This is a genomic window from Sphingomonas sp. BLCC-B65 (genome assembly GCF_028550675.1).
In the GTDB taxonomy this organism is placed as follows: domain Bacteria; phylum Actinomycetota; class Actinomycetes; order Actinomycetales; family Microbacteriaceae; genus Microbacterium.
The window spans coordinates 877265-899021 of record NZ_JAQQGL010000001.1 but is presented as its reverse complement, the minus strand read 5'-3'; the positions used below and the strand labels follow the sequence as shown (position 1 = coordinate 899021).

The window sequence follows — 21757 nt, the reverse complement described above, 5'->3', positions numbered from 1 at the left end:
AGCGGCCGCCGGGACCAATACGACCACAAGTGAACCACGAGGCAGCCGACGCTGCACTCTGTGCGTGTGGCCGCCAGCGTCGGCGCCACCCGAACAACGACCCGTTCACACCTGGAGGCGGACATGGCCCTCACATCATCTTTCAAGCTCCCCGGCTACAACTGGCGCCGCGGCAAGAGCTCGTGGGACAAGCACACCTGGCTCTACGTGGCGGTGATCATCGCGGTGGTCCTGGGCGCGGTGGTCGGCCTCGTCTGGCCGGAGTTCGCGAAGGGGCTCGAGCCGGTCGGCAAGGCCTTCGTGAACCTCATCAAGATGATGATCGCACCGATCATCTTCTGCACCATCGTCGTCGGGGTGGGATCGATCGCGAAAGCGGCGACGGTCGGCAAGATCGGGGGCCTCGCACTGCTCTACTTCCTCGTGATGTCGACCTTCGCCCTCGCGATCGGCCTCGTGGTCGGCAACATCATCCACCCGGGTGAAGGGCTGAACATGGCCGGTGCCACGTACGACGCCGGCAAGTCCGGAGAGGCCACCGACACCGTGAGCTTCCTCCTCGGGATCATCCCCACGACGTTCTTCAGCGCCTTCACCGGCCCGAGCGTCCTGCAGGTGCTCTTCATCGCGCTGTTGGTGGGCTTCGCCCTGCAGCAGCTCGGAAAGAAGGGCGAGCCGATCATGTTCGCGGTCAAGCAGCTGCAGGTGCTGGTGTTCCGCATCCTCGGAATGATCCTCTGGCTCGCTCCGATCGGCGCCTTCGGCGCGATCGCGGCGGTCGTCGGCAAGACCGGCGTCTCGGCCATCGTGAGCCTCGGCATCCTGATGATCGCCTTCTACATCACGTGCGCGGTGTTCATCATCGGCGTGCTCGGGTCGCTGCTGTACGCGGTCACCCGGGTCAACATCTTCAGCCTCATCAAGTACCTCGCGCGCGAGTACCTGCTCATCATCGGCACCAGCTCCTCCGAGTCGGCTCTGCCGCGTCTGATCGGAAAGATGGAGCACATCGGTGTGTCCAAGCCCGTCGTGGGCATCACCGTGCCCACCGGCTACTCCTTCAACCTCGACGGCACCGCGATCTACCTGACGATGGCGTCGCTGTTCATCGCGACGGGGATGGGGATGCCGATGTCGATCCCCGAGCAGATCGGCCTGCTGGTGTTCATGATCATCGCCTCCAAGGGCGCCGCGGGCGTCACCGGTGCGGGCCTGGCGACCCTCGCCGGCGGTCTGCAGGCGTTCCGCCCCGATCTGGTCAACGGTGTCGGGGTCATCGTCGGCATCGACCGCTTCATGTCCGAGGGTCGCGCGGTCACCAACTTCACCGGCAACGCGGTGGCCACTCTCCTCATCGGCACCTGGACGAAGCAGATCGACCGTGACCGCGTGCGCGATGTGCTCGCCGGCCGCATCCCCTTCGACGAGGCCACCCTCACCGGCGACGGTCACGATGGCATGTCGACCGACACCGCGGCGGTCGGCACCCAGGGGCTGGAGGAGGCGGCGATCGCCGAAGCCGAGGCGAAGCAGGAGCGTGCCCGCGAGCGCGCCGGGGTCCGCTGACCCGAACCGCCTACGACGGCGCCGCGCCCCCGATCACGCGTCGGGGGCGCGGCGCCGTTGTGCGCGGGCCACGATCGCGTCCGCCGCCGCGCCGAGCACGATCGCCACGACGACCGAGGCGATGACCGCGGCGACGGTGCCGCCCGGGATCAGTGCGGCGACGGCCGCCCCCAGCAGGGCCTGATAGAGCGCCCACGCGCTCGCCGCCGGCGCCGCCAGCAGCAGGTATCGCCGCATCGGCATCCGCGAGGCGCCCGCGACGAGATTCACGGCGAGGCGGGCGAACGGGATGAAGCGGGCCGTGAACATCAACGTCGCGCCGCGGCGGTCCAAGGCGCTACGCGCCCCGCCGAGAGCCGCCGCCACTCTCGGACCGCGCATCCAGCGCCATCGTTCGAGGCCCGCGGTGCGGCCGACGAGGTAGCAGCCGAGGTCTCCGGTCAGTGCGGCTGCCGCCGCGACGACGATGACGGCGGCGAGCGGGGGAGAGCCTTCCGCGACAGCGAGCGCCCCGAGCGTCGTGACGGCGGCTTCGCCGGGGATGACGACGAGGAAGGCGTCGCCGACGACGAGGGCGGCCATCGCGGGGAGGGCCCAGGGACTCTGGGCGAGGGCCTGCAGCCACGCGTCGGTCACGCCTTCGGAATAGCATGCCGTCATGAACGCGCGGGGAACGGCGCGTGCGACGGTGACGTCGGGATGGCCGCCGCGGGACCGTTCGGCGAACACTGCGTTCCCGAGGCCGATTCGGCCCCGTCGCACGCGCTGCAGCCGCAACGCTGGACCCATGAGAGTCGCGTTCGTCGCCGAGTCGTTCCTGCCTCATATGAACGGGGTCACCGGTTCGGTGCTGCAGTCGGTCCGCCATCTCACCGCGAGCGGGCACGAGGCCCTCGTCGTCGCCCCGGGCGCTCCGGGCGCGCGCTCTGACCAGCAGACGCGTCTGCTGCCCTCGATGCCGCTGCCGGGCTACCCACAGGTCCGCGTGGCGCTCGGGCGCACCGGAACCCTGGCCGGCATCCTGCGCGACTACCGTCCCGACGTCGTGCACCTCGCCTCGCCGTTCGTGCTGGGCTGGCGTGCCGTTGCAGCGGCGGCGAGCCTGGACCTGCCGACCGTGGCCGTCTACCAGACCGACGTCATCGCCTACGCCAGAAAGTACGGTCTGCCGCGGGCGACGGCCCTCACCGCGGCGCATGTCGCCCGCTTGCATGCGCGTGCGACTCTCACCCTCGCCCCGTCGTCGTCGGCGCTGGCGCAGCTGCACGAGCTCGGCGTCGATCGCACCCGCCTGTGGGGTCGCGGCGTCGACACCGAGCGTTTCCACCCCGACCGCCGCAGTGACGCGTGGCGCCACTGGATCGCTCCCGGCGAGGTCATCGTCGGCTATGTCGGGCGCCTCGCCCCCGAGAAGCAGGTGGAGGATCTGGCCGCGATCGCCCGGATGCCGGGCGTGCGGCTGGTCATCGTCGGCGACGGGCCCGCGCGTGCACGGCTGGAGCGCACGCTGCCGGGCGCGGTTTTCCTCGGCCACCTCTCGGGTCTGGAGCTCGCCCAGGCGATGGCCGGCTTCGACGTCTTCGTGCACCCGGGGGAGAGCGAGACGTTCGGTCAGACGATCCAGGAGGCGCACGCCAGCGGGGTTCCCGTGGTGGCCACCGGACGTGGCGGCCCCGTCGACCTGGTCCGCTCCAGCGTGGACGGCTGGCTCTACCGGCCCGGTGACCTCGGCGATCTGCGTGAGCGCGTGCGTGACCTCGTCGGAGACGTGACCAAGCGGCGCGCCTTCGGTACGGCGGCGCGCGCCGGCGTCGAAGGACGCACCTGGCCGGCACTCGTCGACGTGCTCCACGGCTACTACCTCGAGGCGCAGCAGCTGCATGCCGCCGACGCGGCGCGCACACCGGGGCCGCACCCGGCATCCCTCGCGCCCGCGCCCTCACCCCGGTCGTGGAGCCGCGTCGTGGCGCTCGGCGACTCGCTCACCGAGGGCCTGTGCGACACGTCACGGATGCCCGAGGGGCAATACCGCGGTTGGGCCGACCGTCTGGCGACGCTCCTTGCACAGCGGTCGTCGTCGACGGTGCGCTACGCGAACCTCGCCGTCCGCAGCCGCCGAGTAGGGGATCTCCTCGACGAGCAGCTGCCACGGGCTCTCGAGCTCGCGCCGGATCTGACCACCGTGCTGATCGGCGCGAACGACCTCGTGTCGCATCGCGCCGATCCCGACGCGCTCGCCGATCGCCTGGACGAGGCCGTCGGCGCGCTGCGGGCCGCCGGCAGCGACGTGCTGCTCGTGACACCGTTTCTTCCCGCTCGTCGCGCATCGGGTCTGTTCGCGCGCCGGTTCGCCCGTTTCGCCGAGCGGCTGCGCGAGACCGCGTCGGCCCACGGGGCGTTCCTGCTCGACCTCGACAGCGATCCGGACGTCGGGGAACTCGAGAAGTGGGCGCACGACAAGGTGCACCTGAGCTCGCGGGGCCACCGTTTCGTCTCGTATCGCGCCGCGGAGGTGCTCGGGCTGCCCGATGTGGAAACGCTCGGGGCGCTCGATGCCGCCCTGCACGCGGAAGAGGACCGTCCGGTCTCCGGGACCTGGCTGCTGCGCGACGCTCTGCCCTGGGTCTGGCGGCGCCTGCGCGGACGCACAGCGGGCGACGAGATCACCGCAAAGCACACCGACTACATCGAACTGCCGGCCGGAGGATCCACCGCGCGCACGCGCGCGGCGCAGCCGTGAGGAGCGAACGTCAGCCGCTCTTGCGTCGGAACTCCCGCTTCGTGACCGCGCCGTGGGTGCCGTGCACCGCGGAGTCGCCGTCGAGGTGGGCCTCTCCGGTGCGACGCTGCGCGTTCTTCTTGTCGAGCGCCTCCTTGAACTTGCGCTTCATCTCCTCGGATGCCGTCGTGTCGTCGGTGCTCATGGCATCAACCATACGCACGCCGAGGTGCGACTGATAGGGTTGAGCAGGTTGCCGTGGATCTTCCGCGGCATCCGGAGCAGGCCGGCAGGAAGCTGGTCCCCTGTGGTGGGTTCCCGTTCGACACGATCCGATGCGAACGGTGGCTTTCTACTGGTGGCCAGCGCTGATCGTCCCGGCGGCGCCGCACGCGGAGCCGCCGCGCGTCTGGATCTGCCTGTTCCTGCTCCTTCGCACGATCTCGTGCGCGAAACGCGCGCGCGAGTCTAAACAAAGAAGGAGAGACCTCTTGGAAGGTCCAGAAATCACCGCCGCCGAAGCTGTTCTCGACAACGGCCGATTCGGCACCCGCACGATCCGGTTCGAGACCGGACGACTGGCGCAGCAGGCACAGGGTGCCGTCGCCGCCTACCTCGACGAAGAGACCATGCTGCTGTCGGCCACGAGCGCGGGCAAGCACCCGCGTGAGGGCTTCGACTTCTTCCCGCTGACCGTCGACGTCGAAGAGCGTTCGTACGCGGCCGGCAAGATCCCGGGATCGTTCTTCCGCCGCGAGGGCCGTCCCTCCACCGAGGCGATCCTCGTGTGCCGCCTCATCGACCGGCCGCTGCGCCCGTCGTTCGTGGATGGCCTGCGCAACGAGGTCCAGATCGTCGTCACCGTCCTGAGCATCGCCCCGGGCGAGTTCTACGACGCGCTGGCGATCAACGCGGCATCGCTGTCGACGCAGATCTCCGGCCTGCCGTTCTCCGGCCCCATCGCCGGCGTCCGTCTCGCGCTCATCCCGGGCCACGGCGAGCACGCCGACCAGTGGGTCGCGTTCCCGACGGCCGCTCAGGTCGAGGAGGCCGTGTTCGACCTGATGGTCGCCGGTCGCGTCCTCGAGGACGGCGACGTCGCGATCATGATGGTCGAGGCCGAGGCCACCGAGAACAGCTGGAACCTCATCAAGGCCGGCGCGGTCAAGCCCAGCGAGGAGATCGTCGCGCAGGGTCTGGAGGCCTCCAAGCCCTTCATCAAGGAGCTCGTCGCGGCGCAGAACGTCGTCGCGAACACCGCCGCCAAGGAGATCCAGCCCTACCCGGTCTTCCCGGCGTACGCGAAGGAGACCTACGACTTCGTCGCCGGTCGCGCCTACGACCGCCTCGTCCCGGTGTACCAGATCGCCGACAAGATCGAGCGTCAGAACGCCGACGACGCCGTGAAGGACGACGTCAAGGCGCAGCTGGTCGCCGCCGTCGAGGCGGGCGAGCTGCCCGAGAGCGCACTGGCCGAGTTCGGCGGCGCCTACAAGTCGGTCACCAAGCTCATCGTGCGCAGCCGCATCCTCACCGAGGGTGTGCGCATCGACGGCCGTGGCCTGGCGGACATCCGTCCGCTGGATGCCGAGGTGCAGGTCATCCCGCGCGTGCACGGTTCGGCGATCTTCCAGCGCGGCGAGACCCAGATCCTGGGTGTCACCACGCTGAACATGCTGAAGATGGAGCAGCAGATCGACTCGCTGTCGCCCACGACGAGCAAGCGGTACATGCACCACTACAACTTCCCGCCGTACTCGACCGGTGAGACCGGCCGCGTGGGCTCGCCGAAGCGTCGTGAGATCGGGCACGGCTTCCTCGCCGAGCGCGCCCTCGTGCCGGTGCTGCCCAGCCGCGAGGAGTTCCCCTACGCGATCCGTCAGGTCTCCGAGGCTCTCGGCTCCAACGGCTCGACGTCGATGGGCTCGGTCTGCGCCTCGACGCTGTCGCTGCTCAACGCGGGTGTGCCGCTGCGCGCCCCCGTGGCCGGCATCGCGATGGGCCTCGTCTCCGACCAGGTCGACGGCCAGACCCGCTATGCGGCGCTGACCGACATCCTCGGCGCCGAGGATGCCCTCGGCGACATGGACTTCAAGGTCGCAGGCACGAGCGAGTTCGTCACGGCGATCCAGCTCGACACGAAGCTCGACGGCATCCCGTCGTCGGTGCTCACGGCCGCGCTGACGCAGGCCAAGGACGCGCGCATGACGATCCTGAACGTCCTCAACGCCGCCATCGACGGACCGGACGAGATGGCGCCGACCGCGCCGCGCGTCATCAGCGTGCAGATCCCCGTCGACAAGATCGGTGAGCTGATCGGCCCGAAGGGCAAGACGATCAACGCGATCCAGGACGAGACCGGCGCGCAGATCTCCATCGAGGAGGACGGCACCGTCTACATCGGCGCGACCGATGGCCCGTCGGCGGAGGCCGCGCGCGCTCAGGTCAACGCGATCGCCAACCCCACCAACCCGGAGGTGGGCGAGCAGTTCCTCGGAACCGTCGTCAAGCTCGCGGCGTTCGGTGCCTTCATCTCGCTGCTGCCCGGCAAGGACGGCCTGCTGCACATCAGTGAGGTGCGCAAGCTCGCCGGTGGCAAGCGCGTCGAGAACGTCGAAGACGTGCTCGGCGTCGGCCAGAAGCTGCTCGTCAAGATCACCAAGATCGACGACCGCGGCAAGCTGTCCCTCGAGCCGGTGCTCGAAGAGGCCGCCGACCAGGAAGGCCGTGCGGCGGCCAGCGAAGGCCCGGAGGCTCCCGCCGAAGGCTGAGTGCTTCGTCGCCCGGCGCTGAGGGATCCACCCTGAGCGTGCCGCGGCGGCGACCCGGACACGGATGCCCGCTTCCTCCCGTCTCGGAGGGGCGGGCATCCGTTCGTTCATCCGGTGTCCACCGGATGGGGGACACCGCCCCCGCGCACAGCGACGCCGTGACGCAAGCGTTATGGAATGTTTACCGTTCGTTGGGCTCAATGCGCGGACCGTACCCGCGTCTGCCCTACCCTCGGAACTACGCATCGGGGGGTGGGTAGACAAGAAGAGCGACACCGCATCCGCGGTTCGTGAAGGGGGTGAACGGATGGGTTACTTCGGTATCGGCGCGACACCGACGGCCGTCAGAACCGCGCCGCCCGCGCACCCCTCCGCTCCCATTCCCGTTCAGGGGGCACCCGTGGGAGCCGGCATCCGCGTTCCGCTCGGCGAGTCCGGGCTTGAGGTCTTTCCGTTCCTCCTCGGTGCCGCCGAGTTCGGCTGGCATGTCGATCTCACCGCCGCGCACGCGATTCTCGACGCGTACCACGCGCGTGGTGGCAACGCGGTGCACACGTCCGACGGATATGCGGCGGGGCGCAGCGAGCACATCGTCGGGCAGTGGCTGCAGCGCCGCGGCATCCGCGACGACATCGTCGTCGCCGTTCGTGTCGGAGCCAACCCCGACCACCCCGGGCTCGGACCGGTGAACCTCATCCGCGCGGTCGAGGCGTCGCTCACGCGGCTGCACACGGACCGGATCGACCTGCTCTACCTCGACGCGCTGTCGGATGACGCGACAACCCTCGAAGACACCCTGGCGACGGTGGAATGGCTGATCGAGTCGGGAAAGGTGCGCGCCGTGGGAGCCTACGGCCACACGGCCGCCCAGCTGGTCGAAGCCCGGATTCTCGCATCGGCGGGTTACCCCCGCCTCACGGTGCTGGACGTCCCGTACAACATCCTTCGGCAGTCCGAGTTCGATGGCGATCTGCGTCTCGTGGCCAGCGCGCAGGGTATCGCCGTGACGCCCTCGCAGGCGCTCGAGCACGGCTATCTCGCCGGTGTGCACCGCGACCGTGCGCAGGTCGCGTATTCGGTACGCGGCATCCAATTGGCTGCGGCCATGAACCGGCGCGGATCGCGTACGCTGCGTGCGCTGGACCGGATCGGTGACGAACTGTCGGTGCCGCCGTCCGCCGTCGCCATCGCTTGGCTGCTGGCGCAGCGCGCGGTGGTCGCCCCCATCGTGAACGTCTTTGCCGTGACCCACGTCGAAGAACTCGTGCAGGGTGTGGGCGCGCGGCTCAGTCGCTCGCACCTGGGTGAGATCTCGCGCGCCACGCAGTAGAGGCGGCGCGGCGTCGCGTGTCAAGACCCGGGTTGACGTCGACCGCCTGACGTAGGCTGGGAGCTGCCCCACCCCCAGGCGAGACGAGTATGACGTGACGCATTACCTGTACCTCGTGCGACACGGAGAACATCTCGACGCGGAGCACGGTCTGGAAGACGGGTCGCTGTCGCCGCGGGGGAGACGCCAGGCGGAGCTTCTCGCCGACCGCCTCTCCGGCGTGCCGTTGGATGCTGTGTGGCACTCGCCCCTGGAGCGCGCGGCCGAGACGGCTCGCGCCGTGTCGGGCCGCCTTCCCTCGGTGACCCCGAAGCCGTCCGCACTGCTGTTCGACTGCATCCCCACCGGGATGCTGCCCGAGACGCCGTCGATCTACGAGCCGTTCTTCGGCTCCTACACCGAGGCCGAGATGGAAGCGGGGCGCGCGCAGATGGGCGACGCGGTCGCCGAGTTCCTCGTGCGAAAGCCCGCCGCCCACGAACTGCTCATCACCCACAACGCCGTGATCGCCTGGTTCGTGCGTGAGGTGCTCGATGCCCCCGACTGGCGGTGGATGACGATCAATCAGGCGCACTGCGGCCTCACCGTGCTCGCGCAGCGCAAGGGGCGTCCGTGGGCTCTCGTGACCCACAACGACCTCGCGCATCTGCCCATGGAGCTGCGCACGGGCTTGCCCGAGGTTCCCCCGGTCTGAGTCGGCAGGATGCGGCGGCCGCGTCCGGCGGGCGGTATCCGACGGCCTGCGCTCGCTGGTCGGCGTTCACAACTCCGGACAGTCTCGCCGGGCTGTCGGGGCGCCCGCACCGCCGCGCGGAAACTCCGGCCGCACGTCGACGATTCTCCGGAGTTGGGAACAGTCCGCGCCGCTGGTCAGTCGTTGCGTGCGACGATCCGCGTGGCGATGCGGCGGATCTCCGCGACGATCGGCGCAAGATCGCCGTCGACCTCCGCGACGTCGTCATACGCGTCGTCGAGCACCGCCAGCAGATCGATCGACTCGTCGTCGGCGCCGTGACGGTAGCGGGAGTGTGCCCACCGCGTGAGCGCACGCGGGCTCACCTCGTCATGAAGAACGAGGTGGCACAGTCGATGCACGACGACCGGTTCGAGGTCCGAGTGAACCGCCTCGGTGATACCCGCGTCGCCCGCTGCCCGGTCGATCAACTCGTCGACGTCGAACCGATTCGCGGTCTCATCGATCAGCGCCAGCTGCACCAGGTCGTAGCCGTCTCTGCCGGCGATCAGCGCCGCCGTCGCCGCGTCGGCGAGCAGGGTTCGTGCGCCGGGCAGATCGGCGCGCCAACAGGCGACGGCCGCCACGAGTTCGGTGACGTCGTGTTCCCCAGCGGGCATGTCGACATCCTTCCACGCGCCTCGGCCGGTCAGTCGATGCAGCCGCCCGAGCTCAGAGCACCTTGCCGTACCAGCGCGTCGCGTTGGGGTTCTCGTTGTAGGGCTCGATGGCGGTGAAACCCGAGCGTGCGTAGAGCGCGCCGGCGGCTTCGAGCGTGTGGTGGGTGTCGAGTACCAGTTCGGCCGCGCCGAAGGCGCGAGCCCGCTCCTCGAGCCCGTCCAGCAGCAGCCGACCCCAGCCGCGACCGCGCGTGCGCGGCTGCAGGTAGAGGTGCTTCACCTCGTACCGCACGCCCGTCGGCGCGTCCTCGATCCGTCGGATGCCGCCGCATCCGACGTCCGCCCCGTCCTCGTCGACGAGGACGAGGAAGACACCTGCTGGCGGGGTGAAGACGGATGCCGTGGGAAAGACGGGACGGTAGGCCTGGCCCTGAGGGAAGGCGTCGGCGCGCATCTGGAAGTACTCCTCCAGGAGGGCATGTGCGCGCGGGTCGTCGGCGGCGAGGGCGTGGAGCAGCACCATCCCTCGAGCGTAACCGTGTCGGTCGCACGGCCTAGGCTGGAACCATGACGACGAGAGTGGCCCTCGTGGGCGGCACCGGCAAGCTCGGTGCGATCATCGCCGGCGTGATCGATGAGCTCGACGACTTCGAGACGGTCGCCGTTCTCGGCTCTGCGAGCGATCTCGCCGAGATCGACGCGGCCGATCTCGTCGTCGACGCGTCGACACCCGGCGTGTCGATCGATGTGGTGCGGGCGGCGATCGAACGCGGCAAGAACGTGCTCGTCGGCACCTCCGGGTGGTCCACCGAACGGATCGCGCTGGTGCGCCCCCTCGTCGAGGCGGCGGGCACGGGCGCGGTCTTCATTCCCAACTTCTCCCTGGGCTCTGTCGTCGCCACGGCGTTGGCGGCGGCGGCGGCGCCGTTGTTCCCCTCGATCGAGATCGTCGAGACCCATCGCGAGACGAAGGTGGATTCACCCAGCGGCACGGCCGTGCGCACCGCCGAACTGATCGCCGACGCCCGCGTCGGGGTCGGCCCGGTGGAATCGCCGCACGTCGACCAGAGGGCGCGCGGCCAGCAGGTCGCCAGTGTTCCCATCCACTCTCTGCGACGACCCGGTGTCATCGCGAAGCAGGAGACGATCCTGTCGGGGCCGGGGGAGTCGCTGACGATCGTCCACGACACGGTCGAGCCGGCACGTGCCTACGCACCCGGCATCCGCGTCGCCCTCGCAGCCGCGCGCGACGCGCGCGGGGTCACGATCGGCCTCGACGCGCTCATCGATCTGGGACTCGGTACGCCGCGCGACGCCGCGTCGGCGAGCGAGGTCATCGACGAGGGCGCCGTTCCGGGCCAGGTCGCCCGCGTCACCGGGGCATGAAGGCCCGCGCGGGTGTCGCCGTCATGGCGGCGCTGCTCGTCCTCTACATCGTCCTCGTCGCACAGCGCGCGTGGCTGTTGTTGACCTCGGGGCAGATCATCGGCGTCGCGATGGGGGTGGCGCTGCTCGTCCTGCCCGTCATCGCCGGGTGGGCGCTCTGGCGAGAGCTCTCATTCGGGCGCAGTGCCGAGCGACTCGCACGGCGTCTGGAGGCCGAGGGTGCGCTGCCGACCGAGGAGATGGATGTCCGTGTGAGCGGCCGTCCCGATCGTGCGCAGGCCGACGCCGTGTTCCCGCACTACCGAGAAGACGTCGAGGCGCACCCGACCGATTGGCGAGCCTGGTTCCGGCTGGGGCTGGCCTACGACGGCGCCGGCGACCGACGCCGCGCCCGCGAAGCCATTCGGCGGGCGATCACGCTCGAGAAGAAGCCGACGACGCGCTGATCACGCCGGCACCGCGGCGGCTACGGCATCCTCGACCGTCGGGTGCGAGAAGACGAATCCGGATGCCGTGAGCGCTTCGGGAACCACGTTCATGTCGCACGTGAGCAGTCCCTCCGCCGCATCGCGCCCGAGCACCAACTTCAGTGCCCACTCCGGCACCCGCAGCAGGTAGGGGCGGTTCATCCGTCTCGCGAGCGCCAGGCCGAGGTCGTTGGCCGTCGTCCGCTGGGGGCCCGCGAGGTTGACAGGGCCGGTGAGGGCGTTGTCGATGACATGCCGGATCGCGCGGACCTCGTCGTCGAGAGAGATCAGCGGCCAGACCTGCGTTCCGCGCCCGATGGGGCCCGACAGGCCGAGTTTGGTCAGCAGCAGAAGGGGCTTGAGAACACCGTCGGCGTGCACCACCGGCGCGGTCCGCAACAGGGACACGCGGGCACGATCTCCGGCGCCGCGCGTCGCGGCCGTCTCCCACTCGCCGCAGAGGTCTGCGAGGAAGGAGTCTCCGCGGGGCGACGACTCCGTGAAGGTGACTCCCGTCGCCGACGGGTAGTAGCCGACCGCGGACGACGACACGAAGTGCGGGGCGTCATCGCCGAGGGCGCGCACGGCTGCCGCCAATGCCTGGGTCGGCGCGATCCGCGACCACACGAGGTCGTGCTTGTACCGCCGCGTCCACGGGAAATGCCCGAGGGTGGCTCCGTTGAGACCGACGACGGCCCGCGCCCCTTCGAGGGCGGAGGGCGGCAGCGGTCGGCTCGCCGGATCCCAGGAGAGCTCGTCCGGCGCGGCGCTGGGGCGGCGCACGAGGCGCGTCACGGCGATGCCGTCGGCGCGCAGGCTCGCCACGAGGGCACGGCCGATCAGGCCGGAGGCTCCGGCGACGACGACGCGCCCCTCGGCGCGCGACGAGTCGTTCTCAGGCAAGCGTGGCCTCGAGGGTGATCTCGATGCCTGCCAGCGCCGCCGAGACGGGGCATCCCGTCTTCGCTTCGCCGGCAATGCGGGCGAAGTCCTCGGCCGACAGCCCCGGGACCACCGCGTTGACGTTCAGATGCGAGCCGGTGATGCCGGTGCCCGGGATGAAGGTGACAGACGCCGTGGTCTCGATGCTCTCGGGGGGCGTCCCGTTGCCGGCGAGCGCGTGCGAGAGTGCCATGCTGAAGCACGAGGAGTGCGCCGCGGCGAGCAGTTCCTCCGGGGTCGTGACCGACGCGGAGCCCTCACTGCGCGCCTTCCAGTCGACGGCGAACGGACCCTGGTTGGAACTCTCCAGGGCGATCTCGCCGGACCCGTCCGTGAGGGAGCCCTTCCAGCTCGTGGACGCTTCGCTCGTGACGCTCATGTGTGCTCCTCGTGTCGGATGCGGGCCGCGTATCGGCGGTGTGCATCCGAGCCTAGACGGGCCCAGGCTCCCGCGGAACCGGTGCGGCCGGCGCGGGCGCAGACCCTCAGACGGTGGCGGGGGTGGCGGTGACGCGCCCGAGCTCCAGCTCGATCGCGCTGCGGCTGGGAGTACCGCCGAAGCGGGTCTGGATGACCCCGTCGCGGTCGAGGATCAACGTCGTCGGCGTCTGAAGCACGTGGAAGTGCTTCGCGATGTCGGGACGGTCGGTGAGATCGACGTCCAGGTGCATCACGCCGTCGTGGGCATCGGCGATCGATCCCAGCACGCGGTGCACGCCGGGGCAGCGCGCGCACATCTGCGTGCTGAACTGCAGCAGGGTGGCCCGCTCGCCGAGGGCGTCGGCTCCGAGGCGTCGCGGTTCCACGACTTCATCGGTCGAGGCCCGGCGGGGACGATTCTGCGTCCACCGCAGGAGCAGTCCGACGGCGAGGGTCACGGCGAGCAGTGCGGTCAGCACGAGCACGGCATCGACGATGTTCACGGTCTGCCACGATACCGCCTCCGGAGGTGCACCGGCTCCGATGACGGGCCGTGCGTAACAGTCCCGGCGTCGGCGGGCGAGGGTAGGGTGGCTGGCGTGAGCGCGGCATCCATCCCCACCCCCTACGAAGACCTCCTCCGCGAGGTGCTCGCCGACGGCGTACACAAGGACGATCGCACCGGCACCGGCACGACGAGTGTGTTCGGACGCCAGATCCGTTTCGACCTGTCGCAGGGCTTCCCGCTCATCACGACGAAGCGTGTGCACATGAAGTCGATCGCCTATGAACTGCTCTGGTTCCTGCGAGGTGAGTCGAACGTCTCGTGGCTCCAGCAGCACGGTGTGACCATCTGGGACGAATGGGCGGATGCCGACGGCGAGCTCGGGCCGGTCTACGGAGTGCAGTGGCGCTCGTGGCCGACGCCGTCCGGCGAGCAGATCGACCAGATCTCACAGGTCATCGAGCAGATCCACGCCAACCCCGACTCGCGCCGGCTCATCGTGTCGGCGTGGAACCCCGCCGACATCCCGCAGATGGCACTCGCTCCCTGCCACGCGTTGTTCCAGTTCTACGTCGCGGACGGCAAGCTGTCGTGCCAGCTGTATCAGCGCAGCGCCGACATGTTTCTCGGTGTGCCGTTCAACATCGCGTCCTACGCGCTGCTGACGATGATGATCGCCCAGCAGACGGGGCTCGAGCCCGGCGATTTCGTGTGGACCGGCGGTGATTGCCACATCTACGACAACCACCTCGAGCAGGTCCGCGAGCAGATCACACGGGAGCCGTATCCGTATCCCCGCCTCTCGTTCGGGCGGACGCCCGCGTCGATCTTCGACTACACGTACGACGACATCGTGGTCGAGGACTACCAGCACCACCCCACGATCCGAGCCGCGGTCGCGGTATGACCCGGCTCGGCCTGATCTGGGCCGAGGCGCGCGGCGGCGTCATCGGCAAGGACGGCGGCATGCCGTGGCACGTGCCCGAGGACCTCGCGCATTTCCGCGCCGCGACGATGGGGGATCCGGTCATCATGGGGCGCCGGACGTGGGAGTCCTTCCCGCCCCGCTTCCGGCCACTTCCGGGGCGACGCAACGTCGTGGTCACCCGCAATGAGTCCTGGCGGGACGACGGCGCGGAGCGGGCCGCCTCGCTCGATGGTGCGCTGGAGGTCGTCGACAGGGAAGAGGCGGCCTGGGTCATCGGGGGAGCGGGGCTGTTCGCCGAGGCGATCGCGCGCGCCGATGTGCTGGAGGTCACCGAGCTCGATCTCGAGGTCGACGGTGACACGTACGCCCCCCGGCGGGACGGGTGGGCCGTGGCGCGCATCGACCCGGACGATGGCTGGTCGCTCTCGCGCACCGGCGTCCCCTATCGCTTCCTGACTCTGATCCGTCCCTGAACGGTTCGTGTCTCGAGCGGCGACGACGAGAGGGAGCTCAGAATGGGCAAGACAGCGGTGGTGACGGGCGCCAGTTCGGGCCTCGGCGCGGAGTTCGCGCGTCAACTGGCGGCACGCGGAGCCGACCTCGTCCTGGTCGCCCGAGACAAGGACGCGCTCGAAGACATCGCGGAGCGACTGCGCGCAGATCACCGGGTACAGGTCGAGGTGCTCGCCGCCGATCTCGTCGCCGATGACGGTCTCGCCGCGGTCGTGGCCCGCGTCGCCGACCGCGAGCGACCGATCGGCATCCTCGTCAACAATGCGGGATTCGGACTCGACCTCGACTTCGCGGCGGGCGACATCGCCGACGAGCAGCGCCACCTCGATCTGCACGTGCGTGCGACGATGCATCTGACCCACGCCGCGCTGGGCACCATGCTCGAGCGGGGATACGGCCGGATCGTCAATGTCGCCTCGGTCGCGGGTTTTCTTCCGCGAGGCACCTACGGTGCGGTCAAGGCCTGGGTGATCTACTTCAGTCGATGGGCCAACATCGCGTACGCGCCGCGCGGCGTCACCGTGACGGCGCTGTGCCCGGGCTTCACGCACACGAACTTCCACGAGCGCTTGGGGCTGCCGCCGGGGCGGGAGGGCATTCCGGCGGTGATGTGGCTCGACGCAGCGGACGTCGTCCGCGAAGGGCTGCGCGACGCCGCGCGGGGCAAGGCCGTCTCGATTCCCTCTCTGCGCTACAAGGTGCTGGTGGCGGCGATGCGTGTGCTGCCGGGCCCCGTGGCCGCGCGCCTGGCGCGCACCGGACGCTGAGGACTCGGCCGTGACCCACCCGCGGTCTGCTCCGACGGGGTCGCCGCGAGCCGGTAGCCTGGAAGCATGACGCACTCGGGCAATCCCTTCGGACAGGTCCTCGTCGCTCTCGTCACTCCGATGACGGCCGACGGTGAAGTGGACTGGCCCGCTGTCGAGAAGCACATCGACGACGTCATCACCGCCGGCGCCGACGGCATCGTCGTCACGGGCACGACCGGCGAGACGAGCACACTCACCGATCCCGAGAAGCTGAAGCTCGTCGAGGTCGGCAAGTCCGTCTCCAGCGGGCGGGCGAAGATCATCACCGGCGGCGGCTCGAACGAGACCGCGCACGCGATCGAGCTCTACAAAGCCAGTGAGAAGGCCGGCGCCGACGGCATCATGATCGTGACGCCGTACTACAACAAGCCCACCCAGGCCGGCATCTTGACGCACTTCCGTCTGGTCGCCGACGCCACCGACCTTCCCGTCATCCTCTACGACATTCCGGGACGCACTGGCGTGCCGATCAAGTACGAGACGATCCTGCGGCTCGCCAACCACCCGAACATCCTCGCGGTCAAGGACGCGAAGGGTGACTTCAGCGAGGTCAGCCGGGTGCTCAACCAGACCGACCTGATGTACTTCTCCGGTGACGATGCGAACGTCCTGCCGCATCTGTCGATCGGCGCGTCGGGCCTCATCGGCGTGACGGCGAACATCACTGCGACGCCCTACCGCGTCATCGTGGATGCCGTCAACCGCGGAGACCTGGCCACGGCGACCGCCGCCCACCAGCAGCTCGAGCCGCTCGTGCGCGCCGTCATGACGCACGTGCCCGGGACCGTGAGCGCGAAGTACATCCTGCACGGACTCGGCCGCATCTCGAGCCCTCGGGTGCGGCTGCCGCTCGTCGGCCCCGAAGAGTGGGAGGCCGCACTCATCGAGGATGAGCTCGCACTCGTGAAGGGCGTCGACGGCGCCGACTTCTCCAACTTCCGTCCCGACCGCAACGCCGCCGCCGGCGGCGCGCTTCCCAAGGTCCACGGCACCACCCGCTGAGCGACCGCGATACCGGTGGATGCCGCGGCATCCACGAAAGGCAGACGATGCCCACGACGTTCTCCGAGCCTCCCGCGCTCGCCCCCCAGACCCTTCGCGTCATCCCGCTCGGCGGGTTGGGCGAGATCGGTCGCAACATGACGGTCTTCGAATACGACGGCAAGCTCCTCGTCGTCGACTGCGGCGTGCTGTTCCCCGAGGAGCACCAGCCCGGCGTCGACCTCATCCTCCCCGACTTCGAGCCGATCAAGGATCGGCTCGACGATGTCGTGGGCGTCGTGCTCACGCACGGCCACGAGGATCACATCGGCGCGGTGCCGTACCTGCTGCGGTTGAAGAACGACATTCCCTTGATCGGTTCGAAACTCACCCTCGCCCTGGTCGAAGCGAAGCTCAAGGAGCATCGCATCAAGGCCTACACGCTCACCGTCGAGGAGGGGCAGGATGAGCAGGTCGGTCCGTTCGACCTCGAGTTCGTCGCGGTCAACCACTCGATTCCCGATGCGCTCGCCGTCGCGATCCACACCGACGCCGGGACGGTGCTGGCCACCGGTGACTTCAAGATGGACCAGCTGCCGCTGGATGGACGCCTCACCGACCTGCGCGCGTTCGCCAGCCTCGGCGAGGACGGCGTCGACCTCTTCCTGGTCGATTCCACCAACGCCGACGTGCCGGGCTTCACACCGCTCGAGCGCGACATCGGTCCGGTTCTCGACCAGGTGATCGCCAAGGCACCTCGACGGGTCATCGTCGCGAGCTTCTCCAGCCACGTCCATCGTGTGCAGCAGGTCATCGACGCGGCGGCGGCAAACGGACGCCGTCTCGCGTTCCTCGGCCGCTCGATGGTGCGCAACATGACGATCGCCGAAGACCTCGGCTACCTGCGCGTCCCGGACGGGGTGCTGATCGACTACAAGAAGGCCCAGGATCTGCCCGACGACAAGATCGTCTACATGTCGACCGGGTCGCAGGGTGAGCCCATGGCGGTCCTCAGCCGCATGGCGAACCTGGACCACGCGATCGAGCCCGGACCGGGTGACACGGTCATCCTCGCCTCGAGCCTGATCCCGGGCAACGAGAACGCGGTCTATCGCGTGATCGACGGGCTCACCAAGCTGGGAGCCAACGTGGTGCACAAGGGCAATGCCAAGGTGCACGTCTCGGGTCACGCGGCGGCGGGCGAGCTGCTGTACTGCTACAACATCCTCCAGCCACGCAACGTCATGCCGGTGCACGGCGAGTACCGTCACCTCATCGCCAACGCCAAGCTCGCGCAGGACACCGGCATCCCCGCGGAGAACACGATCATCGCCGAGAACGGCACCGTCGTCGACCTCAAGGACGGCGTTGCCCGCGTCGTCGGCCAGCTCGATCTCGGCTTCGTCTACGTCGACGGATCGACAGTGGGCGAGATCACCGACGCCGACCTCAAGGATCGCCGGATCCTCGGCGAGGAGGGCTTCATCTCGGTGATCGTCGTCGTCGATGCCACGACGGGGCGGATCATCACCGGCCCCGAAATCCACGCACGAGGGTTCGCCGAGGACGACAAGGTGTTCGACGACGTCAAGCCCAAGATCGCCGCGGCCCTCACGGAGGCGGCTCAATCGGGCGTCCGCGACACCCACGCGCTGTCGCAGGTCGTGCGCCGCACGATCGGTCGGTGGGTGAACCAGCGGCTGCGTCGTCGCCCGATGATCGTCCCCCTCGTCATCGAAGCCTGAGCAGTCGCGGCGCAGCGCTACGATCGGCTCCATGCCCGTCAGCTTTCGTGTGCGCCCCGCGACACAGGCCGATGGCGCGTTCCTCGGAGACATGGTCGTCGAGGCGGCGAACTGGCGGCAAGGGGGCGCGCGGCCGCGGCACGAGGTGCTGACGCACCCCGATCACAATCGCTACATCTCGGGGTGGATGCGTCCCGGCGACGCCGGCTTCGTCGCGATCGACGCGCAGGACAGTCCGGTCGGTGCCGCGTGGTACCGGATGCTGCCGCGCACCGATCCCGGCTTCGGGTACATCGGCACGGGCGTGCCGGAGCTCATCATCGGGGTGCGGCCCATCTGGCGGGCTCACGGGGTGGGGCGTGCCCTCCTGCAGCGGCTCTGCGAGCACGCGCGCGCACAGGGATACGCTCGCATCAGCCTGTCGGTGGAACGGGGCAACTACGCCCAGACGCTCTACCGCAGTGAGGGCTTCGCCGTCACGCAGGCCGGTCATGGCCGCGACACCATGGTCAAGCGCCTGCGTTGACCAGGCGCGGCGGATGCCGGGCCCGCCTCGGGCCGCGTCAATCCGCGGATCCGGGGACCTGTGCGCCTACCGTGGAGTAATGGCACGATCCACGAGCACGCCCACGAACGCCCGCGCGTCCGCGAAGGGCTCATCGACCCGTGCCCGCAAGCCCGCGCCGGCTCCCACGAAGTACGTCGACGACACCGACCGCCCGCCGCTCGCCGTCCGCGCCTGGCTCGGCGTCGCGCACGCCGTCGGCGGCATGTTCCGCGCTTTCGGCCTCGAGACGCTCGAGAAGGACCAGCGCCGCGACGGCTTCCCGTTCCTGCTCGTCGTGCTGGCCGCGCTCGGCGCCGTCAACGAGTGGTTCTTCATCGGCAACGACGCCGCGACGCAGATCAGCGCCTACACCGTGGGGCTGTTCGTCGGCCGCGTCGCCTTCATCATGCCCGTGCTCCTGCTGGTGCTGGCGGGTTGGCTGTTCCGGCACCCGCCGTCCATCCACGACAACGGGCGCATCGGCATCGGCTTCGGACTGTTCGTGCTCTCGATCGCCGGCTTCTGCCATGTTGCGGGCGGTCGGCCGCAGCCGTCGCAGGGCATGCCGGCGCTCAGCGCCGCAGGCGGTCTGTTCGGGTGGACCATCGGCGAGCCGCTGTCGCTGCTCACGCCGATCGGCGCCTACATCCTCCTGGGTGCGCTGACACTGCTGAGCATTCTCATCCTCACCAAGACCCCGCCCAACCGCATCGGCCGCCGTCTCGGAGACCTGTACGCGTGGATGTTCGGCGCCGAGCGCCCCGACGCGCCCGCGGCCGACGCACCCACGGTCGCCTTCGGCGAGACGGACGATGCCGCGGAGAAGGACCTGCCGTGGTGGCGCCGCAACAAGTCCGGCCGGGAGGAGGACGTCGACGGCCACCTGGGCTCCGATGACCTGACGGCGCTCCTGGACACCAGCGGCGACGGCGGCTTCGAGCAGGCCGTCGCGATGCCGGCGGCCGTTCCTCCGGTGCCCCCGCTGCCGGAGGCGCCGACCGAGATCATCGATCCGGCGGTGATCGCCCACGCGAAGAAGGCCGCCCGTCGTGCCGACACCGGCATCCGCGAGGACAGCGGCGAGATCATCCTCGACGACGGGATCCTCCCGGGTATCTCCGCCCTGGGGGACGACCACGATGGACAGCCGCCGCAGGCGCCCTATCGGCTTCCCTCGGTCGCCGCACTGGCCCAAGGCGACCCGCCGAAGGCGCGATCGGAGGCGAACGACCGCGTGGTCGCGGCCATCAGAGGCGTCTTCGAGCAGTTCGGTGTCGATGCGCGCGTCACGGGCTTCTCGCGCGGGCCGACGGTGACCCAGTACGAGATCTCGCTCGGCCCCGGCGTCAAGGTCGAGCGCATCACCGCGCTCACCAACAACATCGCGTACGCCGTCGCGTCGAACGAGGTGCGCATCCTCGCGCCCATCCCCGGCAAGAGCGCCATCGGTGTCGAGATCCCCAACACCGACCGTGAGATCGTCACCCTGGGCGACGTGCTGCGCTCGCAGGCGGCGACCAGTCAGACGCATCCGATGACGATCGGCGTCGGCAAGGACGTCGGCGGCGGCTACGTCGTCGCGAACCTGGCCAAGATGCCCCACCTGCTCGTGGCCGGTTCCACCGGCTCGGGCAAGTCGAGTTTCGTGAACTCGATGATCACGAGCCTGCTGATGCGCGCCAAGCCCTCCGAGGTGCGCATGGTGCTCATCGACCCCAAGCGCGTCGAGCTCACGAGCTATGCCGGCGTCCCGCACCTGATCACGCCCATCATCACGAACCCGAAGAAGGCCGCGGAGGCGCTGCAGTGGGTCGTGAAGGAGATGGACATGCGGTACGACGACCTCGCGTCGTTCGGCTTCCGCCACATCGACGACTTCAATCGCGCGGTGGTCGCGGGGGAGATCAACCTCCCCGTCGGCAGTGAGCGCGTGCTCAAGCCCTACCCCTATCTGCTCGTGGTCGTGGACGAGCTCGCCGACCTCATGATGGTCGCCCCGCGCGACGTCGAGGACTCGATCGTGCGGATCACCCAGCTCGCCCGCGCCAGCGGCATCCACCTCGTGCTCGCGACGCAGCGGCCCTCCGTCGACGTGGTCACGGGTCTGATCAAGGCGAACGTGCCCTCGCGCCTGGCGTTCGCCGTCACGAGCGTCACCGATTCGCGCGTCATCCTCGACCAGCCCGGTGCCGACCGACTCATCGGTCAGGGCGACGGTCTCTTCCTGCCGATGGGTGCGTCCAAAGCGCTGCGCGTTCAAGGCGCGTGGGTGGCGGAGAGCGAGATCGAGAAGGTCGTCACGCACGTCAAGAACCAGGCTCGGCCGGAGTACCGGGCCGATGTCGCCGCGGTCGCCGAGAAGAAGGAGATCGACGCCGACATCGGTGACGACCTCGAGTTGCTGCTGGCGGCGGCCGAGCAGATCATTTCGACGCAGTTCGGCTCGACCTCGATGCTGCAGCGCAAGCTCCGCGTCGGCTTCGCGAAGGCCGGTCGTCTCATGGATCTGCTGGAGTCGCGAGAGATCGTCGGTCCCTCGGAGGGGTCGAAGGCTCGCGACGTGCTCGTCACGCCGGATCAGCTTCCCGAGGTGCTCGCCCGCCTGCGCGGCGACGACCCCCCGGCTACCCACGCGGCGCCGGCGAACGACCCGTACGGGCCGGATGCGGTCGGTGCCCAGTTCGACGGGCTTCCGGTGGTCGATGGCGACGACGGGTCCGAGGACGCGTGGAGCCTCACCGGCCGCGACTGAGCTCGCCTCGGGGCCCGTGCGGA

21 protein-coding genes are annotated in these 21757 nt (G+C 69.5%); 14 read left to right on the top strand and 7 right to left on the bottom strand.

Annotation, left to right across the window (positions count from 1 at the left end):
* Positions 1–123: 123 nt before the first annotated feature.
* Positions 124–1566, top strand: coding sequence for a cation:dicarboxylate symporter family transporter (locus PP359_RS04440; RefSeq protein WP_036320258.1), 1443 nt, complete (start codon positions 124–126; stop codon positions 1564–1566).
* A gap of 33 nt (positions 1567–1599) precedes the next feature.
* On the opposite strand, the gene PP359_RS04435 is transcribed toward PP359_RS04440, so the two are convergent.
* Positions 1600–2202: a DedA family protein gene (locus tag PP359_RS04435; RefSeq protein WP_378794628.1), complete on the bottom strand. Its 603-nt coding sequence runs from the start codon at positions 2200–2202 to the stop codon at positions 1600–1602.
* Between the two features lie 151 nt (positions 2203–2353).
* On the opposite strand from PP359_RS04435, the gene PP359_RS04430 reads away from it, so the two are divergent.
* Entirely contained in the window at positions 2354–4306 is a 1953-nt protein-coding gene (locus PP359_RS04430; protein WP_112932718.1) for a GDSL-type esterase/lipase family protein, read from the top strand.
* 10 nt (positions 4307–4316) lie between these two features.
* On the opposite strand, the gene PP359_RS04425 is transcribed toward PP359_RS04430, so the two are convergent.
* On the bottom strand, positions 4317–4490 hold the full coding sequence (locus tag PP359_RS04425) for a DUF5302 domain-containing protein (protein ID WP_162722461.1): 174 nt from the start codon (positions 4488–4490) through the stop codon (positions 4317–4319).
* A gap of 286 nt (positions 4491–4776) precedes the next feature.
* Here PP359_RS04425 and PP359_RS04420 point away from each other — a divergent pair, with 286 nt between their 5' ends.
* The 3 genes from PP359_RS04420 (at position 4777) to PP359_RS04410 (ending at position 9080) form a co-directional block, all read left to right on the top strand.
* Positions 4777–7056, top strand: a complete 2280-nt coding sequence (locus tag PP359_RS04420; protein ID WP_112932719.1) for a polyribonucleotide nucleotidyltransferase — start codon at positions 4777–4779, stop codon at positions 7054–7056.
* Positions 7057–7363: 307 nt separating this feature from the next.
* A complete protein-coding gene (locus tag PP359_RS04415; protein ID WP_135948349.1) occupies positions 7364–8386 on the top strand; it encodes an aldo/keto reductase in 1023 nt (340 codons plus the stop codon).
* 94 nt (positions 8387–8480) lie between these two features.
* Positions 8481–9080, top strand: a complete 600-nt coding sequence (locus PP359_RS04410; protein ID WP_499249968.1) for a histidine phosphatase family protein — start codon at positions 8481–8483, stop codon at positions 9078–9080.
* 176 nt (positions 9081–9256) lie between these two features.
* Here the strand turns inward: PP359_RS04410 and PP359_RS04405 are convergent, their stop codons facing one another.
* Positions 9257–9739, bottom strand: coding sequence for a hypothetical protein (locus tag PP359_RS04405; RefSeq protein WP_112932722.1), 483 nt, complete (start codon positions 9737–9739; stop codon positions 9257–9259).
* Between the two features lie 52 nt (positions 9740–9791).
* Positions 9792–10262 (bottom strand): GNAT family N-acetyltransferase, encoded by a 471-nt coding sequence (locus tag PP359_RS04400; RefSeq protein ID WP_378794637.1) that lies wholly within the window; start codon positions 10260–10262, stop codon positions 9792–9794.
* Positions 10263–10306: 44 nt separating this feature from the next.
* On the opposite strand from PP359_RS04400, the gene dapB reads away from it, so the two are divergent.
* Positions 10307–11125, top strand: a complete 819-nt coding sequence (dapB, locus tag PP359_RS04395; RefSeq protein WP_499249967.1) for a 4-hydroxy-tetrahydrodipicolinate reductase — start codon at positions 10307–10309, stop codon at positions 11123–11125.
* Positions 11122–11571 carry an FxsA family protein gene (locus PP359_RS04390; RefSeq protein WP_036320055.1) on the top strand — a complete coding sequence of 150 codons (450 nt, stop codon included), beginning with the start codon at positions 11122–11124 and terminating at the stop codon, positions 11569–11571. The genes dapB and PP359_RS04390 overlap by 4 nt, the downstream gene beginning before the upstream one ends.
* Here PP359_RS04390 and PP359_RS04385 read toward each other — a convergent pair whose 3' ends face one another.
* The 3 genes from PP359_RS04385 to PP359_RS04375 all read right to left on the bottom strand — a co-directional run bounded on the left by PP359_RS04385 (position 11572) and on the right by PP359_RS04375 (position 13457).
* A complete protein-coding gene (locus PP359_RS04385) occupies positions 11572–12495 on the bottom strand; it encodes a TIGR01777 family oxidoreductase (protein ID WP_135948344.1) in 924 nt (307 codons plus the stop codon).
* A complete protein-coding gene (locus PP359_RS04380) occupies positions 12488–12913 on the bottom strand; it encodes an OsmC family peroxiredoxin (RefSeq protein WP_036320048.1) in 426 nt (141 codons plus the stop codon). Before PP359_RS04380 ends, PP359_RS04385 begins: the two co-directional genes overlap by 8 nt.
* 106 nt (positions 12914–13019) lie before the next feature.
* The gene (locus tag PP359_RS04375; RefSeq protein ID WP_039416574.1) at positions 13020–13457 is read right to left on the bottom strand and encodes a TlpA family protein disulfide reductase; all 438 of its coding nucleotides are present in this window, start codon (positions 13455–13457) and stop codon (positions 13020–13022) included.
* A gap of 96 nt (positions 13458–13553) precedes the next feature.
* Here PP359_RS04375 and PP359_RS04370 point away from each other — a divergent pair, with 96 nt between their 5' ends.
* The 7 genes from PP359_RS04370 (at position 13554) to PP359_RS04340 (ending at position 21734) form a co-directional block, all read left to right on the top strand.
* Positions 13554–14366 (top strand): thymidylate synthase, encoded by an 813-nt coding sequence (locus tag PP359_RS04370; protein ID WP_499249966.1) that lies wholly within the window; start codon positions 13554–13556, stop codon positions 14364–14366.
* Positions 14363–14860 carry a dihydrofolate reductase gene (locus tag PP359_RS04365; RefSeq protein ID WP_499249965.1) on the top strand — a complete coding sequence of 166 codons (498 nt, stop codon included), beginning with the start codon at positions 14363–14365 and terminating at the stop codon, positions 14858–14860. Before PP359_RS04370 ends, PP359_RS04365 begins: the two co-directional genes overlap by 4 nt.
* Before the next feature lie 42 nt (positions 14861–14902).
* Entirely contained in the window at positions 14903–15667 is a 765-nt protein-coding gene (locus PP359_RS04360; RefSeq protein WP_499249964.1) for an SDR family NAD(P)-dependent oxidoreductase, read from the top strand.
* 66 nt (positions 15668–15733) lie between these two features.
* Positions 15734–16711 (top strand): 4-hydroxy-tetrahydrodipicolinate synthase, encoded by a 978-nt coding sequence (dapA, locus tag PP359_RS04355; protein ID WP_036320028.1) that lies wholly within the window; start codon positions 15734–15736, stop codon positions 16709–16711.
* Positions 16712–16758: 47 nt separating this feature from the next.
* Entirely contained in the window at positions 16759–18435 is a 1677-nt protein-coding gene (locus PP359_RS04350; protein ID WP_112932728.1) for a ribonuclease J, read from the top strand.
* A gap of 31 nt (positions 18436–18466) precedes the next feature.
* The gene (locus tag PP359_RS04345; protein WP_036317923.1) at positions 18467–18961 is read left to right on the top strand and encodes a GNAT family N-acetyltransferase; all 495 of its coding nucleotides are present in this window, start codon (positions 18467–18469) and stop codon (positions 18959–18961) included.
* Positions 18962–19040: 79 nt separating this feature from the next.
* The gene (locus PP359_RS04340; RefSeq protein WP_292681829.1) at positions 19041–21734 is read left to right on the top strand and encodes an FtsK/SpoIIIE family DNA translocase; all 2694 of its coding nucleotides are present in this window, start codon (positions 19041–19043) and stop codon (positions 21732–21734) included.
* Positions 21735–21757 lie beyond the last annotated feature (23 nt).